General features: G+C 40.8%; 17 protein-coding genes. 5 read left to right on the plus strand and 12 right to left on the minus strand.

The window, feature by feature from the left end; translation table 11 throughout:
- The 7 genes from QAI40_RS05690 to QAI40_RS05720 all read right to left on the minus strand — a co-directional run.
- Window positions 1-613 (minus strand): methylmalonyl-CoA mutase family protein (locus QAI40_RS05690; protein ID WP_304511489.1); only part of this gene is annotated, 613 nt, incomplete at its 3' end.
- 244 nt (window positions 614-857) lie between these two features.
- Window positions 858-1,256, minus strand: coding sequence for a cobalamin B12-binding domain-containing protein (locus QAI40_RS05695; protein ID WP_304511490.1), 399 nt, complete (start codon window positions 1,254-1,256; stop codon window positions 858-860).
- Between the two features lie 13 nt (window positions 1,257-1,269).
- Entirely contained in the window at window positions 1,270-2,241 is a 972-nt protein-coding gene (meaB, locus tag QAI40_RS05700) for a methylmalonyl Co-A mutase-associated GTPase MeaB (RefSeq protein WP_304511491.1), read from the minus strand.
- Window positions 2,234-2,920 (minus strand): GntR family transcriptional regulator, encoded by a 687-nt coding sequence (locus QAI40_RS05705; protein WP_304511492.1) that lies wholly within the window; start codon window positions 2,918-2,920, stop codon window positions 2,234-2,236. The genes meaB and QAI40_RS05705 overlap by 8 nt, the downstream gene beginning before the upstream one ends.
- Entirely contained in the window at window positions 2,920-4,110 is a 1,191-nt protein-coding gene (locus tag QAI40_RS05710) for a CaiB/BaiF CoA transferase family protein (protein ID WP_304511493.1), read from the minus strand. Before QAI40_RS05710 ends, QAI40_RS05705 begins: the two co-directional genes overlap by 1 nt.
- Window positions 4,097-4,684, minus strand: a complete 588-nt coding sequence (locus tag QAI40_RS05715; protein WP_304511494.1) for an indolepyruvate oxidoreductase subunit beta — start codon at window positions 4,682-4,684, stop codon at window positions 4,097-4,099. Before QAI40_RS05715 ends, QAI40_RS05710 begins: the two co-directional genes overlap by 14 nt.
- Before the next feature lie 21 nt (window positions 4,685-4,705).
- A complete protein-coding gene (locus tag QAI40_RS05720; RefSeq protein ID WP_304511495.1) occupies window positions 4,706-6,565 on the minus strand; it encodes a thiamine pyrophosphate-dependent enzyme in 1,860 nt (619 codons plus the stop codon).
- An 852-nt stretch (window positions 6,566-7,417) separates the two neighbouring features.
- Between QAI40_RS05720 and QAI40_RS05725 the strand changes: the two genes are divergently transcribed.
- Window positions 7,418-8,461, plus strand: coding sequence for an OmpA/MotB family protein (locus QAI40_RS05725; protein WP_304511496.1), 1,044 nt, complete (start codon window positions 7,418-7,420; stop codon window positions 8,459-8,461).
- Between the two features lie 638 nt (window positions 8,462-9,099).
- Here the strand turns inward: QAI40_RS05725 and QAI40_RS05730 are convergent.
- The 4 genes from QAI40_RS05730 to QAI40_RS05745 form a co-directional block, all read right to left on the minus strand.
- Window positions 9,100-9,447: a TraR/DksA family transcriptional regulator gene (locus QAI40_RS05730; RefSeq protein WP_304511497.1), complete on the minus strand. Its 348-nt coding sequence runs from the start codon at window positions 9,445-9,447 to the stop codon at window positions 9,100-9,102.
- Between the two features lie 127 nt (window positions 9,448-9,574).
- Entirely contained in the window at window positions 9,575-9,904 is a 330-nt protein-coding gene (locus QAI40_RS05735; protein ID WP_304511498.1) for a hypothetical protein, read from the minus strand.
- 12 nt (window positions 9,905-9,916) lie between these two features.
- On the minus strand, window positions 9,917-10,528 hold the full coding sequence (locus QAI40_RS05740; protein ID WP_304511499.1) for a hypothetical protein: 612 nt from the start codon (window positions 10,526-10,528) through the stop codon (window positions 9,917-9,919).
- A 14-nt stretch (window positions 10,529-10,542) separates the two neighbouring features.
- Window positions 10,543-10,734, minus strand: coding sequence for a hypothetical protein (locus QAI40_RS05745; RefSeq protein WP_304511500.1), 192 nt, complete (start codon window positions 10,732-10,734; stop codon window positions 10,543-10,545).
- Window positions 10,735-11,036: 302 nt separating this feature from the next.
- Between QAI40_RS05745 and QAI40_RS05750 the strand changes: the two genes are divergently transcribed.
- Window positions 11,037-12,323, plus strand: a complete 1,287-nt coding sequence (locus QAI40_RS05750) for an MFS transporter (protein ID WP_304511501.1) — start codon at window positions 11,037-11,039, stop codon at window positions 12,321-12,323.
- Between the two features lie 27 nt (window positions 12,324-12,350).
- Complete coding sequence (locus tag QAI40_RS05755) at window positions 12,351-12,611, plus strand: hypothetical protein (RefSeq protein ID WP_304511502.1); 261 nt, start codon at window positions 12,351-12,353, stop codon at window positions 12,609-12,611.
- 223 nt (window positions 12,612-12,834) lie between these two features.
- Here the strand turns inward: QAI40_RS05755 and QAI40_RS05760 are convergent, their stop codons facing one another.
- Window positions 12,835-13,089, minus strand: coding sequence for a glutaredoxin family protein (locus QAI40_RS05760; RefSeq protein ID WP_304511503.1), 255 nt, complete (start codon window positions 13,087-13,089; stop codon window positions 12,835-12,837).
- Window positions 13,090-13,548: 459 nt separating this feature from the next.
- Here QAI40_RS05760 and QAI40_RS05765 point away from each other — a divergent pair, with 459 nt between their 5' ends.
- Both QAI40_RS05765 and QAI40_RS05770 read left to right on the plus strand, forming a co-directional pair.
- A complete protein-coding gene (locus tag QAI40_RS05765; RefSeq protein ID WP_304511504.1) occupies window positions 13,549-14,562 on the plus strand; it encodes a YCF48-related protein in 1,014 nt (337 codons plus the stop codon).
- A 307-nt stretch (window positions 14,563-14,869) separates the two neighbouring features.
- A complete protein-coding gene (locus QAI40_RS05770) occupies window positions 14,870-15,643 on the plus strand; it encodes a DUF4215 domain-containing protein (RefSeq protein ID WP_304511505.1) in 774 nt (257 codons plus the stop codon).
- Window positions 15,644-15,825: the final 182 nt, after the last annotated feature.

Consider the following 15,825-nt stretch of genomic DNA (forward strand, 5'->3'; position numbering starts at 1 on the left):
CGACAAGCCTTACGCCATGCTCAACAGGAAAAATCCAGGCACCCCGACCGATCATTTCCTTTAAAATATCATTCTGGGGGGTGGTGGAAATCTGCTCTTTGGAATACCCGAATTTTTCTGCCACTGCCTGATACATGGCCATCATGATGGTGGCTACGGCATTGATGGTCAACCCGGACCCGATCCGGTCCAGGGGAATGCCGGCAAAAGCGGTTTCAAAATCCTTTAGTGAGTCAATAGCCATGCCCACACGCCCGACCTCACCTTCAGCCAGGGGATGGTCTGAGTCATAACCCATCTGGGTGGGCAGATCAAAGGCCACGTTCAGTCCGTTCTGACCGTTTGCGATCATAAGCTTGAACCGCTCGTTGGTCTCTTCCGGGGTGCCGAATCCAGTGTACTGTCTCGTAGTCCAGGCACGGCTTCGATAGCTTTGCGGATGAAGACTGCGGGTAAAGGGGTATTCACCTGGAATTCCGAGATCTTTTTCATATTCAAATCCCGCCTTTTCAAGATCCTGTGGACCATAGACCGGTTTTACTTTTATGCCGGACTGGTAGGTCACCTCTTTTATAGCACCTTTTTCATCTTTGGTATATTTTGCAACACCCATTGTTTTACCTCTCCATGTTTGGGAAATGACCCATGTTTAGACTTCGTAATTTATTACTGAAAAATGATGCTAAACCTTTAAACTGGTTGCTCGTTGCTTGTTACTCGTTTATTTCCAGCAACCAGAAACCAGTAACCAGTAACAAGCAACGAGTAACCAGTAACAAGCAACTTGATGTATTATTAACGCATTGCTTTTGTCCAAAAAAATAGCATACTTTTTAACAAAATATCGAGGTCTGATGTTATTCAAACAACTTGTTTATACCGGTAATAATGTCCTCAAAAGAAGTTCCACCGGGAAACACTTCGGCCACTCCCATTTCTTTGAGTTTGGGAATATCCCGGTGAGGAATGACCCCGCCTACGGTCAGGTTAACATCATCGAGCCCCTGTTCTTTCATCATGTTAATGAGCTTTTCAGATATGGGCAGATGTGCCCCGGACATGATGCTTAAACCGATTACGTCCACGGTTTCCTGTATGGCAGTCTGCGTGATCTGTTCAAGGGTCTGGTGGAGTCCTGAATAGATCACTTCCATACCCGCATCCCTTAAGGCAAGGGCAACAATCTTTGCTCCCTTGTCATGACCGTCAAGGCCGGGTTTTGCTATCAGTACCCGAATTTTCTTTTTGTTTTTCATAAGTCATCTTCCTTTAATTATTGCTCTTTAAAACGCAGATATTATTAACCACAAGTTCAGCAGCACTCAGGGGATCCATTTCACGGGACTGAATTTTATTCAAAACCTCCATGTATTCTCCTGATGTTTCCGCAAATAAAAGTACCTTTTTTAATATAAGATCCTTTAAGAGAGATGTAAAATATGATTTTTCAATTTTTTTTCTTTTTTGGTCAAGAAGACTGTTCTTTTTCATGAAATCAAAATGAGATAAAAAGGTGTCGGCAAGTTCCTTAACCCCGGTTCCATCCCGAGCGATGGTTTTCAGCACTCTGGCTGTCCAGTTTGTTTTAGCCAAGTTTGTTTTAAATGGCTTGCGCATGCTGATCATCCTTGTAAGATGGTGTACTAACTCATCCGCATCAGGTTTGTCACTTTTGTTAACAATAAAAACATCCCCTGTTTCAAGAATGCCGGCCTTTACCGTCTGGATGCCGTCTCCTGTTCCCGGGATATTGATAATCCCGGTTGAATGGGCAATAGTGGCGACCTCAAATTCTCCCTGGCCGGCCCCCACGGTTTCAATAATGATAATTTCATATCCCATGGCATCCAGGACAATGGCAGCATCTTTTGTTGCTCGTGAAAGGCCACCTTTCTGGCCCCTCGATGCCATGGATCGGATAAACACTTTTTCATCTGTTGCATGGCGCTGCATGCGCAGCCGGTCTCCTAAAATGGCGCCGCCTGAAATAGGGCTTGTAGGGTCAACAGCAATGACGGCGATTTTAATGTCAAGTTTGCGAAATTCCAGGATCAGTGCATCAATCAGGGTGGATTTGCCCACGCCGGGAGGCCCGGTGATACCGATGATAAAGGCATTGCCGGAATGGGGATAGAGTAGCTTTAGCATCTCAAATGCCGATGGATCGCTGTCTTCAATGAGACGGATCATCCTTGCTCCTGCAATTTTGCTTCCTTCCAGTATGTCCTTGATTTCAGGCACGCTTTCTTTTTTCTTCCTCTTGTTTTAATTCGCTTAAAACCGCGTTTTTCCCTTTGATAATGTGTTGGCGTACAAGTTGTTCAACCTTTTTGCCATCACGATTTTTAATGGCGTCAAGCATTTTGAAATGGTCTTCACTGCTCCTATGGGCATACTCATCCTGCTTTAGGATAATCTGCCTGAACCTTGAGATCTGGGCTCGAAGCTGGTTGATCATTTTGATCAGTTTCGGGCTTTTGCTCAGGCTGTAGAGAAGATCATGGAATTGGGTATTAATTTTATGAAGTTTGTCACTGTCTTTTGTCTCGAGACACTTCTTAAATTCATTCATCTTTTTTTCTAAGGGAGCAAGATCCTTGTCCTGGTAATTTTCAGCAGCTAGCCGCGCTGCATATGCTTCAAGAACACTCCTGATACCAAAGGTCTGCTCAATATCAGCATTAGTCAGGGTGACCACCTGGAATCCGCCTGACGGGATTTTTTCAATCCAGTCTTCTCTTTCAAGCTTGTGCAAGGCCTCGCGCAACGGTGTCCTGCTGATACCCAGCATGTCGGCAATTTTGCTTTCCACAAGCCTTGAACCCGGCTCAATGGTCTGGTCAATAATGGCGTTTTTCAAATATTCAAATACATCATGGCCTAAGGAATTTCTTTCCTTAAAGCTGTTATCCAACTTCATTAAATAATACCTTTTTCCTTAAACTCTGAAAGAGTGGCCTCGTCATACCCTAAGAGATTACCGTATATTTCCTGATTCTGTTCTCCAAATCTGGGAGGAAAGGAAAGTTTTTGGTCACATTCTTCCAGAAAGGGTGTCATATTGGGCGGCGGAGCAAGGGTTACTTTTGTGCCGGTCTTTGGGTCTTTACATGTAAGGATCCGTCTTGCGACCAATGGATCTTCCACCACTTCATTCACGTTCTTGATCTTTGAGATGGGCACGGTAATAGAGTTAAACAACTCAATGAGTTCTTCAGAAGTGTGCTTTTCCGTGATGGCATTAATGGCCTTGTTCAGATTTACTACATCTGTAATCCTGCCTTTGTTCTTTTTATACTCTTCTTTTGCAAGAGACTTGAACATATCCTGCGATACTACGGATTCCCACTGACGATCATTACCCACGGCAAGGTAGACAAACCCGTTGCTGGTTTTATAAACCGATACCGGGCTGAAAAATTCATGGGTGTTTCCGCGTCTGGAAATATTCGCACCAAAGCTCTTTGAAAGGGCAATGGGAACGGTCAGCCAGGATACGGTGGATTCAAACATGGACAGGTCAATCCGTGTGCCTTCTCCTGTGACCGCCCGTTTAAAGAGCGCTTTCATCAAAAGGCCGTATCCATGTTCGCTGGTTCCCATGTCCGGCAGGGGAATGCCCAGAACCTGGGGTTCTCCGTCAGCTTCACCGGTAAGTTCCATTAAGCCCGATCTTGCCTGCAAAATCGGATCATAGGCACCTTCATTGGAATCCGGGCCAAACCCGGTAAGACCCAGCCAGATAATATCCGGTTTGACCTCTTTTATTATTTCATATGCCATGCCTAGCTTTTCATAATTTTTTGGTAACTGATTTGTTATAAAAATATCAACATCAAGCTCTTTAATCAGTTTTTTAAATATCTCCTGCCCTTGGGGATCAGCCATGTTCAATGACAAAGCTTTTTTCCCTGAGTTAATGCACAGAAAATAGGAGTTCATCCTTTTTTCATCAAGAACGTTTTCTCCGATGAACCGGTTGGGATCTCCATATACCGGGTGTTCCAGTCTTATGACATTCATTCCGTCCTGGGCCAGTCTGTATGTGAGATATGGGGCAACGGTTGCCTGTTCAAGTGATAGTACCGTGAGATTCTTAAAAAGTTCCATAAAGGTCTCCTGAAATTATTTTCCTGCCGACGTCATGGCAGGTATCAAAAATTTTTAAATTTTTTTCCTTAAACGGCCCGGGGCTGATATTATCCACCGTAGCCCTTAAATCATCTGCGCTCAAAGGTCCCACTCCAAAGGCGGAGTAAAAAGCAATCATGGCAAGATTCGTGGATCTGGGAGATCCGAGTTCCATGGCGGTTTTACCCGCTTCCATGGCATAAGGCTCAATTTGCATTTTATCAAGATAGCCTGCCACCCGTTCATCCGGGAAGGCATCGGACGATGCATTGGCAAAAAGCTTCCCGCCTTTCTTCAGATAGGGCAGGTGCCGATAGGCTTCTGACTCATCCATTGATATTAGAAAGTCTGCCGCACCTGCCCGGATCAGGCTGGATGCTGCATCCCCGATCCTCAGATGGGACACAACAGAACCTCCCCGCTGGGCCATGCCGTGGGTTTCTGCGCCCAATATATTATATCCTTTATTTAAAGCAGTTGTGGCAAAGATCCTGGTCATGAATAAAATTCCCTGGCCGCCCAGACCGCTTAATACATAATTCATAGTTCTCATATTGATGTTCTCCATATCTGGTTATACTGTTTCAATCGCATTCTTTGGGCAGATGGTCAGACAGACACCGCACTGGACACAGAGGACCGGATTTATTTCAGTCTTTTCGGTTTCTTCGTTCCTGACCATGGCAGGACATTCAAACCTGAGATGGCAGAAACCGCAGTCATCACATTCATCGGAAATTTCAATCTCGAATTTTTCAGGAATGGCCTCGTCCTTGAAGGCGATAACACAGGGATGGCGGGCAATAACTACTGCAATACCGCCGTCAGGATCATTAACATGCTCGGCAGCTTCCTTAACCACCTTGATCATATGTCGAGTGTCATAGGGATCAACCACCTTTAAGTATTCAACGCCACAGCCTTTTACAATGGTTTCAAGGGAGATGGCATTTCCTTTTCTGCCGTCCACCCGGTCTCCCTGGGTAATGGCCGGCTGCATACCGGTCATGGCCGTAATATGGTTGTCCAAGATGACCAGGATAAACCTTGCATCATTGTAAACCGCATTGATCAGGCCTGTGGTGCCGGAATGAAAAAATGTGGAATCCCCCATGGTGGCCACAATGGGCTTTTTTACATCGTCCTGGATATAAGCGTTCCAGAATCCCGATGCCATGGTAATACCGGCCCCCATGTCAAGGACTGTATCCACAACACCTAAATTGATTCCAAGGGTGTAGCACCCGATATCAGACGGGAAAATTGCCTTGGGCAGTGCTTTTCTGATGGAATAAAAAGAAGCCCTGTGGGGACAGCCCGGGCAAAGGGTGGGTTTTCTTATGGGAAGTTCAAGGCTTCCCACAAGCCCGAAGGCCTCCATGCCGCAGTCGCTGCCTGACAATGGGTCCAGGGCGCAGTCTAAAAGAGCCTTGTTCAACATCATTTCAATTTTTTCAGGCAAAAGCTCACCTTCCATGGGAACATGGCCGGATAAGCGTCCCAGAGTTTTATGTTTATCCCTTAACATATATTCAATAACCGTGTCGGTCTCTTCAATCACCAGAACCTTGTCGCAGGCATCCATGAATTCGTCGCTGAGTTTTTCCGGGAAAGGATAGGGCGCCCCGAGTTTTAAAACCGGGATATCATCTCTTTCATATTCTTCAAACAGATCCCGGATAACACTGGACGGCACACCGCCGGTGACAACGCCGAAAGGATAATGTTTTCCTTTCGCAAGATTGTGGATATTGTAGGGTGTCAGGGTGCTGAATTTTTCCGCGATCTGTACATGTTTTTCATTCAATGCCTTGTGCTGCATAAATCTGAACTTCGGGGTGGATGCCCATCGTGAGGGTTCCCGTTTGAACTCGGCTTTGGTCATATTGCTTTCAAGCCTGTCATATTTGATGTTCTGCCGGGCATGACAGATCCTGATGGCAGGTCTTACTAATACGGGTACCTGGAATTCTTCGGACAGATCAAAAGCAGTTTTTATCATTTCTCTTGCTTCTTCAGGACTTGCCGGGTCAAAAACCGGCACTTTACCCAGCCGTGCCATCATCCTTGAGTCCTGTTCGGTCTGGGATGAATGGGGTCCCGGATCATCACACGAGATAATAACAAATCCGCCAATATTGCCGATATAGGCCGCTGACATGAACGAGTCCGCAGCCACATTCAGGCCCACCATTTTCATGCAGCAGGCAGCCCGTTTGCCGGATATGGCAGCAGCAAAGGCATTGTCAAACGCCACTTTCTCATTTACAGACCATTCAATACCGGTGTTCAGGTTGGCTGCCTTTGAAAACCTTACCATCTCGGGAAGGATTTCAGAACTTGGCGTGCCCGGATATGATGTCATGATCTGACAGCCGGCTTCTAAAAGTCCAAGAGCCATTGCGCCGTTTCCTAATAAAAACTCTTCTTTCATTACAAGATCCTCAATAAAATCTTAAGTCAAAAGGGTTAAAACATTGCAAATTCTGCAAGGTTTCATGAACATCTCCATTTTTTAAACAGATCAGGGTTTACTGCAATAATAACTAGTATACTGTATACGGTATACAATCAATCTGTGTCAAGTGCTATTTTCTCTGAAAATCACCCGAAAATTTACAGTAATTTCATCGCATTTCTTTAAAATACAACTTTTGCGGGTATGGCATTGCCACATCAAATTTTAAATCACCTGAAATTGGATGGAAGGATCTGACACAACGAATAATTGTTTTTAATGGCTTTGTTTGTTCCAAACCGAGCAGTTATAGACATAGTCAACTATTTGAAACCTTTAAGATACCAGTACAAATCAAAACATTTTTTCATTCGAAAATTTAGAAATACTAATGCAAGTAGTTGTAACTTTGAGTTGCCCTAAAAAGCGACTTCTGAAAAATTAAATCATGGGGCCGAAAATTCATTTTATAACCCCACAATCATAGCCAGATTGTTCATTTTTTAACTTCAAAAATTTTTCATAAGTAGTTTAACTCTATCTCTATTTTTTCGGGGTAGGATCAACATCTTCTTTCGGTATTTTGGAATCCAGGCCAAATGATACTTGCAATCCCATGTCGTATGGTTTAATTTATTATAATTATTCATTGAAAGTCTCCTTTTCTATGATCTTTGAGCGGCTCACATCATTGGAGGCTTATGATTATTCCCGTAATTGTCAAACTTTGGGAGTCTCCCCGGCAAAGCCGGGGGTTTACCCATGATAATTAGGAAAAAATTAGAATAGAAATTGGAAATTAGGGATAAATGAAAAGGAGGTTTTATAATGGCTCATTTGAAAAAATTATTGATAGCACTTTGCCTGCTTGCGTCTGCATCGTTTGCAGACGCATCAGGTGTTATTTCAGAGCAAATTTATTTCCTGGAGGAAGATGGCCGGCACGCATTGATATATACGACTAACCGTTCCGACTACCCCAATTACAACATGTGGTTTCGAAACAGGGAAGGATATAAAACAGAGGATTATATCAAAAATTTTCTTTACATCTATCCTAATGAATACGCATGGGATACGGTTTCAAAAAACGGCTACACCATTCTGAAAATGCCCGGAAGAAATTTCGCCGGCATGGAGCGGGTTGAACTTGAAGCCGGCCTGCATGTCACTGAAGATGGTGTGTATAATTTTAGTAATTACCGAGATAAAGTTAAGACACCTGACGGCCATTACGGAATCTGGAACAGCCCCGACAACTTTGAAAAGATCTCTTATTCATGGGTGTTTCCTGCAAATTTGGAACCAATTGAATACCGATCCAATCGCAAAGGCAAATGGGTGCACCGGCACAACACTATCACATATTATGGATCAAACGTGAATGATCTCGAGTTTGAGATAGTATACCGCCCGTCCACTCATGAAACCTATGATGTGCTTAAAGAGAAACTCGCAACTGAAACCGAGATCGAGGTTGAACAGGAGCCAACTGGCGTCAAGATTACGGTGGCCGCAACTGTACTCTATCCGTCCGGGATCGCAATATTGTCTGACAGAGGGAAATCCGTGCTTTCCAAGGTAGCAGAGACACTCAAGAATCGCAAGAATGTGAATATCATAGTTGAAGGACATACAGACAATGTACCGATCAGCCTTAAGCTTGTCTCGATATTTGCAACAAACTGGGAACTGGCTTCTGCTCGTTCCATTAATATTGTACATTTCCTCGTAGAAAAAGGGATAGAAGAGTCTCGTTTTGAGTCGCGGGCATTCTCCTTTCAGCGACCCATTGCATCTAACGACACAGTGGAGGGCAAGGCAAAAAACCGCCGGATCGAACTCTTGATTAAGGGGAATGGCGGAGAATAGAGGCGTGTAGATTGGCTTGCAAGATTTGTAACACATATTTCCTGCAGATATGAGCATACTGTGCGGTATTACGGCTTTTTTTAAAACAAGTCCAGAGGGTTGAGAAAGAAGGCAAATGCTGATAATGCAATCCCGACTATCATGTCAAATGAGATGTCTTTCAGTGAAGCAAAACAGAATTGGGCTCGGTTAATTCAAAAAATATATGAAGTCGATCCTCTGATTTGCCCAAAATGTCAGGGGACAATGAAAATTATCAGCATTATTGATGATTTTGATATCATAGAACAAATTTTAAAACACCTGGATCTTTTGAGATATTCGCAACCATGATCCGCCTGAGATAGAACCAGTTTATATTCCTGAATTAACATATGTTGAAGATTCAGATTATGATAATAGCATGAGTATTGGGTCTGAAAAACTGATTTACCAGAGTTAAGTATTATTATCCTAATGGAAATTGCCATTAGAAGTTCAGAGTATCAATGATACCAGATCAAATCTTGATGAGTTTTAGGCGTTTACTTCTGGCTATAATCCGCTCCATAGCGGGACGGATATCGCTTAATTTTTAGTATGTGAAAAGTTGATGAATATTATCAACAGGTGACCATCACTTACAGGATTTTCGTCCTTTATCTGCCATTGAGTTTGTCTGTGCATAACACACAAAAAGGGGCTTCCGGCATAATCAGAAGTCTTTTAAATGGAATTGGCTCTTGGCAATGCCCGCAAAAACCAAAATCCGGATCATCGATCATTTTAAGATTTTTATTAAGCGTCTTCAATGTTTGTTTTGATTTTGCAAGGGAGGCTTCATTAATGCTTTTGCTGCTGATCGCTTCCATACGTGTAATCCGACCAATGGCATTATCCGGCGACACTGGTTTTGATAGTTTTTTAAATATTTCAACACTCTTTTCCAGCTCGCAAATTTTCTCGGATATCACTTTTCTGATCTCTTCTTTTTCTTCTGGATTCATATTCTTTCATATTTTAATATTATTTATCGTCTATACCCGTGTTCGATTATAATAGAAATAAATACAGGTATCAAATCCATCCAGTCTTCAGTCAGCTCAAGTGCTCATTTCAAGCGTCCTATTCAATTCAATCCTCAACATGCTCAATATCCCCATCCCCATAATCCCATGTCATATCTGAACAAAGAACATCAAACCATTTTTTAAACATTTTATAATCTCGTTTCTTTGGCCAAATATCCGGATCAGCCATCCATGATTCAAGCTGTTCTTCAAATATCTGTTTATAGGTTTTTTTGATAAATTTTTCATAATTAAATTCATCATATTCATCAGGGATTAAAATTGTTGTTACAGCCTCTTTATAATATACCTTTACATCATTAAAGCTATCCGCCCAGTCAATGTATGGTTGCTTGGGGATTATTGTGATTCCTGTTCTGTTGATTGTTTTCATTTTTATATCACTTTATTTTTGTAACAGAAAAATATCATTTTCTGGAGAAGCATAAAGAAAACCGACGTTTAAAGATTCAGCCATACCTTTAGCTTTTAAAAGCGCTTGTTCAGTCATTCGCTCATTAATATCAGGTGCCGAATCAATAATCATCATTACAGGATAAAAATTTGAATCCAGAGCGATAACTTCTTCTCGATGAGCTGCTAATTTTTTTATATCATCAATAATTTCTCCTGGTCTAAGACGGCTCGATTCTCTTTCGGATGCTTTTACCTCAATTACCAACAACATATGTTTTAATGTATTCTCCCTATTTCTTCTTCTCCAATCTCCATGAATTGATGAAGAGAATAAAACAATGTCGGGAATTGGTTCAAATCCCCCTTGATAATCTTCTTGTTTTTGTTTGTCTAATTTTTTAAAGAGAGCTGAGACAGGATTATCAATCCACATTTTTACATTCATACCAATTTGATCTTTAGGAACTTGACCATACTCTCTAAGACAATGGTAAATCATTGCTTGATAGTGTAATTCTGACCCAAGAACAGAAAGGCATTCTTCTTTAATGAATGGCCAAGTTTTTGTAAGATTTTTTATAGCTTGATTTTGTGTATCCATTAATCACACTCCATCTAAAACGGTGTAAAAACTTCCTTTCCATCCCTGTCATCAAATAAAATCTGAGAAACTTTTCTACCCCCGGCTGTATCCTGAAAACCTTTGGTATTAGAAATTTTATTTTCTCCAGGATCAAGCCCTATATTAGATTGATACTTTTCAAAACATTCCCTGATTTCAGCTCGTTTCTCTTCAGATAGATACATGAGATCTCTCCCATTTCAGGTTATGGTGAATGTGGAACTGAGATTGTTATTGGTTTATTGCACTTGGGAAGGAAGAATTCAAGGGTTTTCGAATTGTGATTAACAATGTTTTTTTGTAATTCATATTCAATAATAATCATTTCAGTTCATTTGAAATAAAAAAAAAGACAAATCAAGAGAAGCTTTAAAAAGTTATGAGACTTGTGTATAAAGATAAATTTCTTACACGATAAAAAGACTTAACAAATTGGATAAAATTCAGAAATGAAAAAAGGGCCCCCGGTAAGCTCAGAGAATAGAAATTGAAGATTGTTGATCTGGAAACAAATGAAAAAAAGGTATTTGGACTCCACCTTCTTTATTCAATAATTGAAGGGGTATTGGCTGGAGTTGTGGTTCTTAACGAGTTTGTCTTTGTTAAAAGCCTTAAGGGTACAGAGATGCAGCTTGCGATTCTTTTTCAGACTAGTGTGATTGTATTTGTCTTCTCTGTTGTTATCCATGAATTATTAAAGAGATACAAAAAGAAAAATATCCTCAGGATGACAGCTATTATTACCAGGTTACCTATGCTTTTGGTAATAGTTTTTCCTCGTGAATTGCTTTCGGCAAATGATATGGTTTTCTATCATTATTTTTTTCTGCTTATTTTCCTTTTTTACTATTTGGCGATGCCTATTGTGTTTCCAATAATCAATAGTATTCTTAAAAATAATTATAGCAATTCACATTTTGGGACGCTTTATAGTTATGCCGCGATGACCAATAAAATTGTCATGATGATCACTACTTTTGTCTTTGGTTGGGTTCTTGATGTTGATCCATTTTCGTTTGTATATGTTTATCCTGTCATCGGAGTCTTAGGGATTATATCCCTGTTTTCGCTCTCTATGGCAGTGAAGGTGGACTACTTGCAAACTGGAGAGAAAATTCTTTCTATAATGGAATCGCTTCGCAAGTCATTCAGAGACATGAAGGCAATTATTAAATTCAACAAACCGTATCGTGATTTTGAGTTAGGGTTTATGCTGTACGGGTTCTCATTTATGCTTACTGCTGCTATTATTACACTTTTTTTGGTTGAAGAACTTGGGCTGAATTACACTAGTATTGCGTTTTATAAAAATTCGTATAACCTTATCGCGATTTTGTTGTTGCCATTTTTTGGCAATCTTATTGGTCGGATTGACCCACGAAAATTTGCTGCCTTCACTTTTTTAACTTTGCTTATGTACTTGTTCTTTATGGGACTCACTGAATATTACCCCTACTATTTTGATATTGGTGCTTACAGGTTTTATTATCTGATAGTTATTTCTTTTGCTTGGAATGGCTTGTTTGCTGCGACTATGTCACTTTTGTGGAATATTGGTTCGGCTTATTTTTGTAAGAACGACGATGTAGGCAAATACCAATCAGTACATCTTAGCATGGTTGGCATTCGGGCACTGATTGCACCTCTCTTTGGCATCTGGTTATACCAATACATTGGGTTTAGTGGTGTTTTTGCCCTCGGAGTGATATTATTGACTTTATCGATCGCTGTTATGTTTTGGTCGTTAAGGCGTGATAGACTTGTTATTGGATAGTATAAAAGGACCTTGTCTGAGAACTATATGAACATTGCCCAAAATTTTACTTCAAATGAGTTGTTTTATGAGATAGAGATCTCAATAGGGAGAGAACAAATGGCAAAACATAACTGCGGCAACTGCAGTTTTAGAGCAAAATATGATAATAATCCAAAATCATTTTTAGGACGAATATGGAGATGGCATACAAATTGGTGCCCTGGTTGGAAAAAACATATCACATCACTACCAACCGAGGAACGAGTTAAATTGGCAAAAAAGTATGATATGAAAAAGTATAAATGAGTAAATTTTGGGCACAATTTTTTTTACAGATCAATTTTTCTTTTCAAATTTGAAAATTGGGATTTATATATCGCTGTCCATTCTATGAATCGCCACGAGTTTGTATATTATTTGAAAGAGAGGAATTGAGCGCTGAAGGAATAATTTATTGTTTGAATTTTGATAAGTCACTTATAATATTTTAAGTGGGGGAGGGGAATGGATAGGGAGAAGTCACTTCTGATTATTTTAATCCTAATTTTTGTAAATCGGAACCCAGTTCTTTTTCATTATAAATTTTGCCTTTCCGCCATTTTCCATTGAATTCAAGTGTTGGTACAACCCAGTCATCGCCACCATTTACTTCAATGATTTTCTGAACTGTCTTTTCGGATTGCTTTTCCATTTCAAAATATTCAAATTCAATATTGTTGGTCTTCAAATATTCAACGGTCTTTGTACAGTGTGGACACCATTTAGCAACATATACTTTTAGCATAGCAACCTCTTTTTTGATAATTTATTCGGCCAAATTACAGTAAGCATTAATTTGATGATCATCAATATTTTAAGGCAGGAATTATATCGAAATCACTTTTCTAAAGGCGAATCTCTATCTCCAATAAAATTTACTGGATGCTTTATTGATTTGATTATGCCTTCTCCCATATAGATGAATTTAATTTGTGGAAAATTATTTGCCTTGCACCACAATTTATAGTACCGTTATTTTTGATATAAGAATTTTAATACGGGGAGGTGATTAATCTCCAATAAAGAACATTCTGCCAGACCCTTCCTGAATCAATTATATTTTCACCATTGTTGATTTATTGAAATACCTTTAAGGTATTAAAAATGTTGATAAGGAATTCTTGATTCAGATTTAATAATCAGATATGTCCATATATAACATTTAGAGTGATATGCGGACATGCATATTTATCAGGAGGTCTTTATGAAAGCTCCAATCATTGTGTCAACCCTTTTGCTGTCCTTTTTTTTCTTTTTATTGAGCCCGGTATGGGCTGCGGAGGAATGGACCCAGATCAAACATGCTACTTCAGCTGTATTCAAGCCCGGTGCTGTTGTCTTTGTCGATAAAAATCATGCCTGGGCATACCAGAACCTTAATAACAATAAATCCCACCTGAAAAAAATGAAAGGTACTTCACCTACATCCTGGCTGGATTTAAGAACATTTTCTTTTCATATTAAAACGCTTATTTTCAAGAATACTCGAGTTGGATTCATTGCTGGAGACGAAGGCCATTTGATACGAACAGTAAATGGCGGATCAACATGGTATCCAACAAATTATAAAACCACTAAAAGCTTGAATGATATCGATATCAGGGGTAAAAATATCTGGGTTGTCGGCCATGATAATACTATTGTCTACAGCCCTGACAACGGGAAAAACTGGCAGGAGATCAATCCAGAACTTTCGAAAAAATGGATTTTCACCGGTGTCTCATTTTCCTCTAATAAAACAGGATGGATCACTGGTTATCGATATAATAAAGGCGCCAGGGTTATCATCCTTTACTCCCGGAACGGCGGCAGAAATTGGGTTGTCCAAACCGATAACATAAAAAATATGAGCAAAAAATTTATTCCGCGGAATATCCATGCAACAGAAGCTGGGTGGGCTTATATTGTCGGCTCAAAAGGTAGTTTTTTAATGACAACAGATGAAGGCAAAACATGGAAGACAGCCCTTAACTGGAGCATGGGGGAAGAAACAACACTGCATAAAATCTCTTTTCCCATTTCCCGAATCGGATGGATTTCAGGTGACCATGGCAGGGTGTTAAGAACAAATGACGCAGGTTTTCACTGGACCCTTGATCCCACTCCCATAAGAAGCTGTTATAGTTATTGCAATTTAGTGGACATCCATATGTTTTCACCCACATCGGGTTATGCCTTTACCAGCTGGGGTGATGTGATCAAGTATGCACCCAAATAACCCGGAGACCAAGTTTAATCACTAAGTATACTGCTGTCTGATATGAAAATGGATATTCTCGAACTCTTGCGCGAGGATGTGAACCGGTCTTTTTACCATATCCCCTATGATCTTTTGGTGATAAAACAATATTCGAACATGGTGGCTGACTCTTTGTTAAATGTCCTAAAAACGAAATGCACCGGATTTCACCGGTGATTTAGCTCTTTAGCAGTTTAAAGAAACAAGTATTACCCAATACTTGAATATACGTTAAAGTTATGTTTATCTGTTCCAGAAACCATTTTCAATATATAGGAGGAAATCAATGACTGAACCAGATGATTCCAAGCATGTCAGGCGGAAGTTTCTTTTTGTAAACCTTTTTGTCACTCTCTTCATTCTATTGCTGGTAGGGTTACCTGATATAGGTTTTTGTAAAACCTTAACACGTAGTTGCAATGGGGCCGAAATGATCAAATACGAGATCAATGGCAAAAAGTACACACATACGGAGCCCTTTAAGTATAAGGGAAGGGGCACGAGCAAGGGGACAGTGCCCAGTCCGGGCAAGGCACGGAGGCGGGCCTGTCAAGCGGCTGCGGAACAGGCGGCCCATGCCGCCAACCGGGATAGATTGCTGGCCAAAGTGTGCGAAAAAAATCCAAATTGCAATGGCCGCATTCTCTTTATAGGCGGCATCGGTCGCAGCAAGGGTGAGCAGAAAACTCACGGCGCTCCTAGCTCTTATGGTTTGGATGAATTTCGATGCCAAAACGGACGGCTCTATCATATACCGATTTGCGGAAATGGTAAAAAAGAGGGATTGGAAGAGTGTGACAACGGGGCGAACAACTCGGATACCATATCGAATGCCTGTCGTACCGACTGCACACGGGCAGACTGTGGTGATGGTGTCATCGACAGCGGTGAACAATGTGACGATGGAATAGAAAACCATGATGAGATTCCTGGCGCCTGCCGGACAAATTGTAAACAAGCCTATTGTGGAGATGGTGTAATTGAATATGATAAAGGTGAAAGGTGTGACGACGGCAATAATGATCCTAACGACGGATGCTACCAGTGCCAGGAAGAATAGTGTTCAGAACCCGGATGAAACAGATTTGAAGAAAGAAATTGCGCGCATGCTTAAAGCCCCGCGTTTTGATATACGATCACCCAAATAATGTGACTATGCTGATAAATTAAATAAGAAATTTCAAAGAAACAGATGATTGATCTTCCAGTAAGACTGTTGGAGCTAAGTTAAGCTTCAAATGG

It is taken from the genome of Desulfobacula sp. (genome assembly GCF_030611305.1).
Classification (GTDB): Bacteria; Desulfobacterota; Desulfobacteria; order Desulfobacterales; family Desulfobacteraceae; genus Desulfobacula.